This is a genomic window from Bacillus sp. 05T31, from assembly GCF_056396725.1.
The window spans coordinates 1-9,806 of the sequence record NZ_JBFTMA010000100.1; the positions used below are offsets into that span (position 1 = coordinate 1).

Annotated in this window: 12 protein-coding genes; 3 read left to right on the forward strand and 9 right to left on the reverse strand. The window is 34.0% G+C overall.

The window, feature by feature from the left end:
• Window positions 1-292: quinone oxidoreductase family protein (locus AC1DJR_RS09235; protein ID WP_477002449.1), on the reverse strand; the 292-nt coding region annotated here is incomplete at its 3' end.
• Between the two features lie 206 nt (window positions 293-498).
• Here AC1DJR_RS09235 and AC1DJR_RS09240 point away from each other — a divergent pair.
• Both AC1DJR_RS09240 and AC1DJR_RS09245 read left to right on the forward strand, forming a co-directional pair.
• Window positions 499-1,077 carry a sigma-70 family RNA polymerase sigma factor gene (locus tag AC1DJR_RS09240; protein ID WP_002165914.1) on the forward strand — a complete coding sequence of 193 codons (579 nt, stop codon included), beginning with the start codon at window positions 499-501 and terminating at the stop codon, window positions 1,075-1,077.
• On the forward strand, window positions 1,074-1,754 hold the full coding sequence (locus AC1DJR_RS09245) for a DUF3600 domain-containing protein (protein ID WP_002135916.1): 681 nt from the start codon (window positions 1,074-1,076) through the stop codon (window positions 1,752-1,754). The genes AC1DJR_RS09240 and AC1DJR_RS09245 overlap by 4 nt, the downstream gene beginning before the upstream one ends.
• A gap of 54 nt (window positions 1,755-1,808) precedes the next feature.
• Here the strand turns inward: AC1DJR_RS09245 and AC1DJR_RS09250 are convergent, their stop codons facing one another.
• The 5 genes from AC1DJR_RS09250 to AC1DJR_RS09270 form a co-directional block, all read right to left on the reverse strand.
• Entirely contained in the window at window positions 1,809-2,051 is a 243-nt protein-coding gene (locus tag AC1DJR_RS09250) for a hypothetical protein (protein WP_097903234.1), read from the reverse strand.
• A 141-nt stretch (window positions 2,052-2,192) separates the two neighbouring features.
• Window positions 2,193-2,291: an ABC transporter gene (locus AC1DJR_RS09255; RefSeq protein WP_429688816.1), complete on the reverse strand. Its 99-nt coding sequence runs from the start codon at window positions 2,289-2,291 to the stop codon at window positions 2,193-2,195.
• Window positions 2,291-2,725, reverse strand: coding sequence for a hypothetical protein (locus AC1DJR_RS09260; RefSeq protein ID WP_477002450.1), 435 nt, complete (start codon window positions 2,723-2,725; stop codon window positions 2,291-2,293). The genes AC1DJR_RS09255 and AC1DJR_RS09260 overlap by 1 nt, the downstream gene beginning before the upstream one ends.
• An 86-nt stretch (window positions 2,726-2,811) precedes the next feature.
• Window positions 2,812-3,783, reverse strand: coding sequence for an MBL fold metallo-hydrolase (locus AC1DJR_RS09265; protein WP_477002451.1), 972 nt, complete (start codon window positions 3,781-3,783; stop codon window positions 2,812-2,814).
• Between the two features lie 96 nt (window positions 3,784-3,879).
• Window positions 3,880-4,089 (reverse strand): DUF3925 family protein, encoded by a 210-nt coding sequence (locus AC1DJR_RS09270; protein ID WP_002127081.1) that lies wholly within the window; start codon window positions 4,087-4,089, stop codon window positions 3,880-3,882.
• 225 nt (window positions 4,090-4,314) lie between these two features.
• Here AC1DJR_RS09270 and bsaA point away from each other — a divergent pair, with 225 nt between their 5' ends.
• The gene (bsaA, locus tag AC1DJR_RS09275; RefSeq protein WP_131246652.1) at window positions 4,315-4,797 is read left to right on the forward strand and encodes a glutathione peroxidase; all 483 of its coding nucleotides are present in this window, start codon (window positions 4,315-4,317) and stop codon (window positions 4,795-4,797) included.
• Window positions 4,798-4,890: 93 nt separating this feature from the next.
• On the opposite strand, the gene AC1DJR_RS09280 is transcribed toward bsaA, so the two are convergent.
• Genes AC1DJR_RS09280 through AC1DJR_RS09290 form a run of 3 tightly spaced genes read right to left on the reverse strand, consistent with a single transcriptional unit; the run spans window position 4,891 to window position 9,292 of the window.
• The gene (locus AC1DJR_RS09280; RefSeq protein WP_477002452.1) at window positions 4,891-7,119 is read right to left on the reverse strand and encodes a transglutaminase TgpA family protein; all 2,229 of its coding nucleotides are present in this window, start codon (window positions 7,117-7,119) and stop codon (window positions 4,891-4,893) included.
• Complete coding sequence (locus AC1DJR_RS09285) at window positions 7,116-8,330, reverse strand: DUF58 domain-containing protein (protein ID WP_429691663.1); 1,215 nt, start codon at window positions 8,328-8,330, stop codon at window positions 7,116-7,118. Before AC1DJR_RS09285 ends, AC1DJR_RS09280 begins: the two co-directional genes overlap by 4 nt.
• Window positions 8,330-9,292, reverse strand: a complete 963-nt coding sequence (locus AC1DJR_RS09290) for an AAA family ATPase (RefSeq protein WP_477002453.1) — start codon at window positions 9,290-9,292, stop codon at window positions 8,330-8,332. Before AC1DJR_RS09290 ends, AC1DJR_RS09285 begins: the two co-directional genes overlap by 1 nt.
• Window positions 9,293-9,806: the final 514 nt, after the last annotated feature.

The window sequence follows — 9,806 nt, forward strand, 5'->3', positions numbered from 1 at the left end:
CAACATATTCAGAGTATGAACCATTTTGAGGAAAAGCAATGACTCGTTGGCCAGGATAAATGTTTTTTACATGAGAACCTACGCGTTCTACAATACCAGCTGCATCTATCCCTGGGATAAAAGGTAGTGCTTTGTTTCCTTTTTTGCCATAACGTGATTTAATATCGGCAAAATTAACACTAGCAGCAACAACGCGTATTAACACTTGATTGTCTGAAATAGCCGGCATCTCCACGTCTGTATATTTCATCACTTCAGGACCACCGAACGAAGTTACAACGATAGCTTTCATATACATCCTCCTAAATTTGAATATATATATTATTTTAAATCTTTATTAGAAATTGGAAAATTATATAATTGTTATGCAAGGTTATAAGTGAAGCTTATGAAGTCATTGCATCATTATATTAATTTATTTGAAAAAACTTTGAAAGAACTCGAACGAAATATCGTTTTCTTGCCAATATATAGTGTAGGACAAAGGAGGGATGGTACATGAAGGGTGAAACAGTGTATTCAGATTTAATCCAATTAACTTTATCAGGCAATAAAGAAGCATATAGCGAATTGTATGATAAAACGATTCAAGAAATATATAAGACAGCACATTTTTTAATAGAAGACAAAGCAGATGTAGATGATGTCGTTCAAGAAATATACATACAGCTATATGAATCGCTTCGTAAATATGATAGCGAGAAGCCATTTAGACCTTGGCTAATTGGACTTGCGATTAAACAAATTCATTCTTATAGAAGAAAGAGGTGGATGCGACTRCGAATTGTAAAAAAAGCAGAAGAGCAAAGAAAACCAGTACAAATTGATTTTTCTAGCGATGTTGTAAGTAAAATATCAAATCAAAAATTAATCGAACTCATTCATAAGTTACCGTATAAATTGAAACAAGTTATTATCTTAAGATACTTACACGATTACTCTCAAGAAGAAGTAGCACAAATATTACATATTCCAATCGGTACAGTGAAGTCTAGAATTCATGCGGCATTAAAGAAACTACGTCAAAAAGAGCAAGTAGAAGAAATCTTTTTAGGAGAGGTAGGGAATGTGAAATGAGCTTAGATTGTAGAGTTAGAGAATCTATACAAGAAGAAGCGAAGGGGATTATTGCCCCGCCGGAGTTAAAAGAAAAAGTAATTGTTCAAATAAAAATGAAGAGCGGGGGAAGTAAAAGGAAGAAGCGCCTTATCGCAGGAGTGCTTGCAGCCGCATTTTTAATCCCAACGACTGGTTTTGCTTACCAATCTATTATGGCGGATGGTATATACGGATCTTTTGAGAACTTAAAAAAACATGCCGGAGCTATAACATTAGAAGGATACATGCGTTTTAATGCAAAGTTATCACAAGCGAAAGACGAAATGGGTGCGAAGGAATATGAAGAGTTTACAAAAGAACTAAAGAAATTAACAAATGCAAAGCTTGAGTACGGGGATTCGAACGGTAATATTGATTATGATCAATTATCACCAGCTAAAAAAGAGGAAATGAAAAAGGTAGAAATGGAACTTCAGCCGTATTTTGATAAATTAAATGGCCATAAATCTAGTAAAGAAGTATTAACTTCAGAAGAGTATGAACGATATATGGAAGCGTTAATGTCATATCAAACTGTATTAGTAAAAGCGAAATCGAGTGGTGGGATAACAGTAGAAGAAGTACCTGAAGCGTATAAAGAAAGATTTATTAAAGCAGAACAGTTTATGGAGTATGTAGATGAAAAGGTGAGATAAGTAAAAAAGCTCATAGCTTAAGCTGTGAGCTTTTCTTATTGAAACGTAAATATATTAACCACCTATTCCTTTTGCTAGCAATAAGAAATATACAAATACTAGTATTACTCCATTTAACGCCGTACCAACTATTTTAAATAGCCAATTCTTTGATGCGATCGCAAAAATAATACCGAGTAATGAAAGAATACTTAGAAGCACAATAATTAATGTTAAATTCGCATTAGGTCCTCTTAAAACAAAGAAAGAACATATACTTGCGATAAACGTTAGAAACGAGAAAGTCCCTAATTTCATAATAAGTCTCCCTTGTTTGAAATGTATTTTGATTTAGTGCACGACTTTCTTTAGTTTAACATAAATTTCCTATTATCAATTAAATATATGAACAATAAAAAACGAGTATAAAATCTATGCGATTTCATACTCGTTTTGCTATTACTTAAATTTCTTTACCGCATGTATAGCAACTCTTACAAGTAATATCGCACTTATAAATAAAACACCGTAACCAACGACATTTAAAAAATTGGTCATCAATTATATTTTTTCATAGTTGCATTGTCCTTTTGTATAAAACAATCTAATAGTGAATAACCTGCAATTAGGCTAATTATAGTAACGAAAGTTGTGTTCACGAGAATAATATTAGCTAAATAAGGTAGGTATTCGCCAAGTGGTGAAAAGAGTAATGTAGGGGAAAAGGAAATGAATAGTGTAGGCACTGTAATAGCAATAAATTTATCCGGTTGAAAGCTCCAGTTTTGTTTATTCATTGAATGATTAATAGATTGAAGGAATCGTAATAAAATGCCAACTATAAGAGGGAAGAGTGTAAAGTAGAATAATCTTGGATAAACGTTAAAATTCACTTGCGCGTCTGTATCTAAATAAAATTGAATTTTWACWCCKACAAMTAATAATAAGAYGATAAATAATGTRAAGCAGAGGTRTAGYATCACTTTTTGCATTSYATTCCACCATCCTTTACTCAAAATATATTCAAAAAAAGAAGAGATATACAATAACTGCTGTTTGTATATCTCTTCTTTTACTGTTAGTTAATAGTGGAATTTGATTTTTCTTGCTTCGTKAARTAATCAATAATWCCCATCGCGCTAATTTCTAWATCWAGATGTAAAATGTTATAWACRGAATGATYTGATGGRACRTTTARYTTTGTAAGATGAGTGGAAACTTTCTCCATTAGTAAAGATTGTAATGCCTTAGTAGCCTCATCAAAATCAGTATGTTTTTGAAAAACTTCATTTCCAGTATTAACGAAAATAGGTAACCAATGTTCAAGTTGGTTATATACTTCTGTAACATTGGATGATGCGCCGTAATGACCGAAATAAATAGTATCTACATTCATACTTTGAATATGATTTTTAGAAGCAATCATCGCATCTGGCTGGAATTGTGAAGGAGACGTTGATGGTAGATATAGTTCTACATCAAGATCTGCGAGTTCTCTATAATAAATTCCTATTGTATCGCCAGTAAAAATGCCGTTTGTTAATGAATCGTGAATGCTAATATGGTGCTTCGCATGTCCCGGTGTATCATAAAATGTGAGTGTACGGTCTTCTTCAATTTTTAATGTATCACCATTTTGTACAATATGAACACGTTCTTCTTCAATTGGAAGAATTGGATCAAAAAGTTTATCAAAATCTTCTTTGTACACAGCTTTTGCGCCAAGAATTAGTTTTGTTGGATCAATCATATGACGAGCACCGCGAGAATGCACATATAAAGTAGCGTTTGGACACTTTTCCATCATTAAACCAGCAGCCCCGGCGTGATCTAAATGAACATGTGTAACGATAATGTTTTTTACATCATTTAAATTAATATGTAATTGCTGTAAGCCGTCTAAAATATAGGGAAGAGAAGGAGCCGCACAAGTTTCAATTAAAGTAATATCGTCACCTAATAAAACGTATGTACCTGTGCGTTCATCATGTTGTAAGTCATAATCATCAATAAGATATAGATGAGAAGATAGTTGTTCTACTTTTTTCATACTTACCACTCCTTATATACGGTATGTATCTATTATACGCTAAAAATAGAAAAAGACAGAAAACGAAAGCTCGTCTTCTGCCCTTTTGTAATGTAGTTATTTCGTTTGTTCTTTATTGATAGACATAACGAACAGTCCAACAATGCCGCCAACGATCGGAAGCATAATTTCTCCTGCTAAATTAAAGTAGGAGCTTAAAAATAAACCATTTACATCGATTACCCAGCCAATAACATACAATAACATCATATATAGTACGAAATAAAACTCGCGATTTGAAATCGTTTCATGTTGTGCAGTTTTCATAATGAACACCATCCTTTTCTATTATAATGGAAATATAAACTGTCACATTTTGTTCACAAATTAATTGTAAAACTTTCCATCATAAAAGTCTAGTATATTGTGTCGAATTTYCGAACGAAAATAAAGCGCTATCATTCCGGTATGTGAGTACGTAATAAGAGCTGTATATTCACGAATGTAGTATAGTATAAACATAGAATGATAGTGAAGAGAGGGGTAGGAACAATGACAGTTTATGATTTTTCAGCTAAAACAATAACAGGAGAAGAAAAATCGTTAAAAGATTACGAAGGAAAAGCACTTCTTATTGTAAATGTAGCTAGTAAATGTGGATTTACACCACAATATAAAGGGTTACAGGAAGTATATGATAAATATAAAGAYCAAGGAYTAGAAATACTCGGTTTCCCTTGTAAYCAATTYGGRGGACAAGAACCAGGTACAGAAGCGGATATTACTAGTTTTTGTGAGTTGAACTTCGGTGTAAACTTCCCGATGTTTGCAAAGGTTGATGTGAAAGGTGATAAAGCTCATCCTCTGTATACATACATGACAGAGCAAGCACCAGGTTTACTCGGTATGAAAGCAGTAAAATGGAACTTTACTAAGTTTCTAATCGGAAAAGACGGGAAAGTAGTAGGACGTTTTGCGCCGCAGACGAAGCCGGTGGATTTAGAGGTTGAGATTGAGAAGGTGCTTGGGGAATAATTAGGAGTTAGCTATCTATTATGTTTACTAAAAAACACCTCAAAGAACAAAGTAGCTCTTYGAGGTGTTTTCTTTAAACTCACATTATCAAGATTAAATCACTCTATCGTAGTCGTTTGATTTAGGCAGAGAAGCTGCTTTTTTCATAAGCACTTCCCATAAGTGTACGGATGTCTTCCATTCGGCTGCGGCCTGTTCCTTTTGATACATAGCGTTCTCATAACTGAAAGTAAGTTGTTGCATATCGGCCGAATTGTAAAGTGTATCGATGTGGAGAGCGTATTCTCGGAATGTTTGACTTTCACCCCGTGGTATGCCGATTCTCGCAAATTGTTTTAAAAGTGCACCGTAAGCTTTTTGATAAACAGCATCATCTTTTCGGTATTTATAGAAAAGAATAATAAAAAATGTAATCCATTTCATTCTAGTGGTGAAGAGAATGTATCCGATGATACTAATCGGTATCGTAGAGAGGAATACGTACCACCAAGAAAAATCATTTTTGGAATTTGTGATCTTTTTAGTAGAGGCTTCTTCTGTATTTTCTATTAAACTTTTGAGCTTTGCTTCATTGTTCCGTTGGTGTATTGGCTCGTTATTAGAATTATTTACTTCGTTATTTTGTGAAGTAGAAGCAGGAGTATTATTTGTGAAATTATAGGGATTGGTAAATCCTTTTGTTGGTTCGAATGGAATCCATCCGTATCCTGGGAAATATACTTCGACCCAAGAGTGTGCGTTATTGTTCGCGATTGTATAAACATTCTCACCTTCTGTACTAGCAAGTGTATTCTCCAGAGTTCCTTCTGTATAGCCTTTTACCCAGCGAGCGGGAATCCCGGCAGAACGAAGTAACACGATCATAGACGTCGAAAAATTATTACAGTAGCCGCTTTTTGTATCGAAAAGGAATTGATCTACATAGTCTTGGTTTTTGGCAGGGTATAAGACATTCATTGTTTCGTATACAAAAGAATTGTCTGTGAAGTAATTTTCAATAGCTAATACTTTRTCATATCGGTTGCCTTTATCATTTGTAAGATTAACAGCYAAGTCTCTTACTCGCTGCGGTAATGATTCGGGAAGTTGTGTGTACTTTGTCATGAAATAAGGACTTGTTTCATGACCTTCATTCGTTTTTACAGATTTCAAATTTTCTATGGAAAACTCCGGAATCTCATATGTTACTTTATACGAATTTAAAGTAGTAGAAGAGTCTCCTTGCATCGTATAGATTTTTTCTGAAAATGGGTCAACGCTGTATGATACATCAGAAGAAGCCTCAACTGATACTAATCCTGCTGGATAGGTAAGGTGAGGATAACTTTTTTGCATGGTGATTGTTGCCTCAGTTATCTCCGTTTTTGTATTTGGTTCGTACCAGCTCACGACGTCGTTTTTATTTTTAAAAGAAACTTTTTTTCGATTTTCAGAAAGATCCCAACCTTTTCCTGTATAAAAATCTTTCGTTTCTACTCTCCAATATTGTTTGTTTTGCGTTTGTGCTGTAAAAATAATTGTATTATCCGGCTTAAAAGGACCGCCTAATTGCGAGTCATCTAGACCATATCCAATTTTAGAAACTTCTTGTTCTTTACTTGCTTCAGATGTGTTGAATTTCAAAAAATCCATTGGGTTTGGCCATTGAGGGCCAAATTTTGGAGCAAAGTATGCGATGGTTGCTGACAATACAATAAATATTGTAAGAGGTCTAAGTAATTTTGAGATTGYTCTAGCATAATTTTGTAAGTGTTCCATCTTTTTTATTCGTTCTATTTGAAGAAGACTAAGTATAAAAAAGCCGATGACAACAGTACGAATAATAGCGTAGTTTGCATTGTATAAATGTAAGTTATGAAAAGTTGTGATATAAATAATAGTCAATGCAAGAAATAACAACCCACGTTTTTTATGAATAACCCAAAAAGAGCTGAAAGAACTCAAAAACCAAAATGATAGAAAAAATAATAATGTTGGAAAAACTGGAGAAATATCYAGCAAATYCCCYTGRAAWAACAGRGAGGAATTTCGAGAAATATCAGMAAAAAATTTTGTTAGCCAAGATGGAYTTATAAAAGCATTTTTATAATRCAGGAAATGAATGATGAATAAGATCGTGACGATCTTTATTGGAATCTGCCACCTTGTTTGAAAAAAAGAGAGAGTGAAGCAAATTCCTATAAATATTACAAAAATATCTAATCTCCCTACGTTTGTAATACTTATAAGGGGTCTTAGCCATTCTAGTAAAAGTAAAAATGCACATACATGCATGAAGAATCTGCTCATATCCCATTTGTATTTTGTTCGTAATGTTATCATTTGCTCACCTCAAAAAACACGTTTGTATACCGGTTCCCATAAACCACATTTACAAATATTTTTCGTTTTTGTAGAGTTTCTAGAATACTTAGTTCTCGATGTGAGAGTTGATTTGCTTTTTCTTTCACGACAAACACCATTAATTTTCTATTTTTAATAGCAGCATAGTCAGCCGCCTTTTGAATATCGGGAGAAAGATCGCTTGTTATGAGTATAATCGTTACGGGCTCATAAATTTTTCTTAATTCCATTTCTACACTCCGGGAGAGCGGGAATACACTGTCCGCTTGTACTTTCGCTAAATGACAAAAGATTTGATGCAACTGACTATCTCCATTGTCTAAAGGGAAAAAAGTTCGTTCTTTTCCGACAGACACGAATGACGCTGGTGAATTTTGCTTCAATACAGCCCTTACAATAGAGGCGGAAAATGTTACGACTGATTCGAATAGAGGGGACGGGGTTCTGTCCATGAATATCATAATATTATGGCTGCGCTGTTGTTCAAACTCTTTCGTCATAATGTTGTTTGTTCGTGCAGTTGCTTTCCAATCAATCCATGAAAAGCGATCACCAGGCTTATATTCTCTGACACCGACAGAAATTGTAGAGTCCTTTGCTAAATTTATATTTGCTGAAAGCGCTCCTTGTTCGAAATGATTTTCCAATTGTCGATACGTTATAGCTACATACTGGGGATAGACTAAAAATGTATCTAGAACTGAAAAAGTTACTTCTTTCTCCATCATTCCGAATAGATCACCAGTTTTGACACGTACGCTTGAAAAAGTGTGCTCTCCTCTAGGGATTGTGTCAATTACATATTGAAACGAAATATTTCGTTTCAATCCTGGAAAGAGTATTACCTTATTCACCTTCGTTTGTCTACAATTTGTAAATTGTGATGGCAGTTCATCTTCTATAATTAAATAAAGTAAGGGGAAAGGAAATCTTCTTTTTATTGTAATAGTACTTAAAAATTGTTCTCCTGCTGCATATTCGTTTTGGTTTGTTATTCGTTTTACTTCAGCGTCTCGTAAAGCGTAGAAGGGAAGTAGTAGTGAATAAAGGCCAATAGGAATCGTACTGTAAAACAAAAACCAACTTACAAATCCTCCTTGAAGCATAGCGTATACAAATGTTAAGATTAGGCATAAWGGTATTAGCAATAACTTCGTAACGTGATATAGCGCCCGTAGTAGTCGTTTCATCAAAGGTTTTTCGTCCTTTGAGTCGGCACGGTAGTTCGTGCAACGATTTTGGCGATAACTTGTTCTCCTGTTATTCCTTCAAATCTTGCTTCCATTTTTAGAATGAGTCTGTGAGCTAAAACGTAAGGCGCTAAAAATTTAACATCGTCTGGAATAACATAATTTCTGCCATGGATGAATGCATAAGCTTGTGAAGCTTTCATTAAAGCGATTGAGCCGCGTGGACTTGCACCTAGCTGTATAGAACTATAAGAACGAGTCTGACTAACAAGCTTTACAATGTAATGCTTGATTGCTTTGTCCATGCTTATATCCCGTACGCTTTGTTGTAAATAAAGTAATTCTTTTATTGTAGTAATAGCTTGTAAATGAGAGAGTGGATTTGTTTTTTCCATCCGGTTTAAAATTTCAAATTCTTCTTCTGGTGTAGGATATCCCATTCTTAGCTTCAACAAGAAACGATCGAGCTGAGCTTCTGGTAAAGGATATGTTCCCTCATATTCGACCGGATTTTGTGTAGCCATTACAAAGAAAGGTTTTGGTAACGATCTTGTAATGCCATCTATTGTGATAGTGCCTTCTTCCATACTTTCAAGTAAGGCAGATTGTGTCTTTGGAGATGTACGATTAATTTCATCAGCAAGTACAAAATTCCCCATAATCGGTCCAGGCTTGAACTCAAATTGGAGTTCTTTTGGATTATAAATAGAAACACCTGTTACATCTGACGGCAGTAAATCAGGTGTGAATTGAATACGCTTGTAATCAGCATCAATTGATTTAGAAAGAGCACGTACTAGCATTGTTTTCCCGACACCGGGAACATCTTCTAATAGTACGTGACCTTCAGCTAAGAGAGCTGTCAAAGCTAAGAKCGTTTCTTKTCGTTTTCCGACCATTAATTTTTCAATATTGGTGATTATTTTTTCTACTATGGGATGTAATGAATCAAGCTGGGGCATCGTAATCCTCCTAATTTTATTATCGTTTTTTAATTCATTTAGTGGAAATAGAATTTAGGTTAAAGAAAAGGAGTTCCTTCATTTTATTGCAGTATGATAGTAATCTAAGAGGCAATTCGTAATGGTAGTATATAAGTTCATATTGAGAACTTATATAAATAGGAAGAAACTTACATGTTAAACATCATGGTGATATACTCTACAATTTCTATGCCCTCAAAGGAAATCTCACTCTTAATTCAAAGAATATTCAGATTATTAATCAGATTACATCTAGTATAATTGTTTCCGTAACTAAGAGCAATAAAGTAAATAATGATTTGTAGTTTTGTGTAAAGTATGTCTTGATATAAAATAGTAGCGTTGGAAAAAATAAATTCCTTACTTACAATTTATAATCTTTTCCTTATAGCATTTTTGAAATAATATCAAAACTTTTTTTATATTTATAAAGAAAAACGTAGGAATGTCTCCTGCGTTTTTTCTTTTGCAAAATAGGTGTAGCCTCTAATTC

Bases quoted from the DNA above. Each gene is read 5' to 3' on its own strand.
- AC1DJR_RS09245 (WP_002135916.1), top strand. From the start codon at position 1,074: ATGAGCTTAGATTGTAGAGTTAGAGAATCTATACAAGAAGAAGCGAAG.
- AC1DJR_RS09250 (WP_097903234.1), bottom strand. From the start codon at position 2,051: ATGAAATTAGGGACTTTCTCGTTTCTAACGTTTATCGCAAGTATATGT.
- AC1DJR_RS09255 (WP_429688816.1), bottom strand. From the start codon at position 2,291: ATGACCAATTTTTTAAATGTCGTTGGTTACGGTGTTTTATTTATAAGT.
- AC1DJR_RS09270 (WP_002127081.1), bottom strand. From the start codon at position 4,089: ATGAAAACTGCACAACATGAAACGATTTCAAATCGCGAGTTTTATTTC.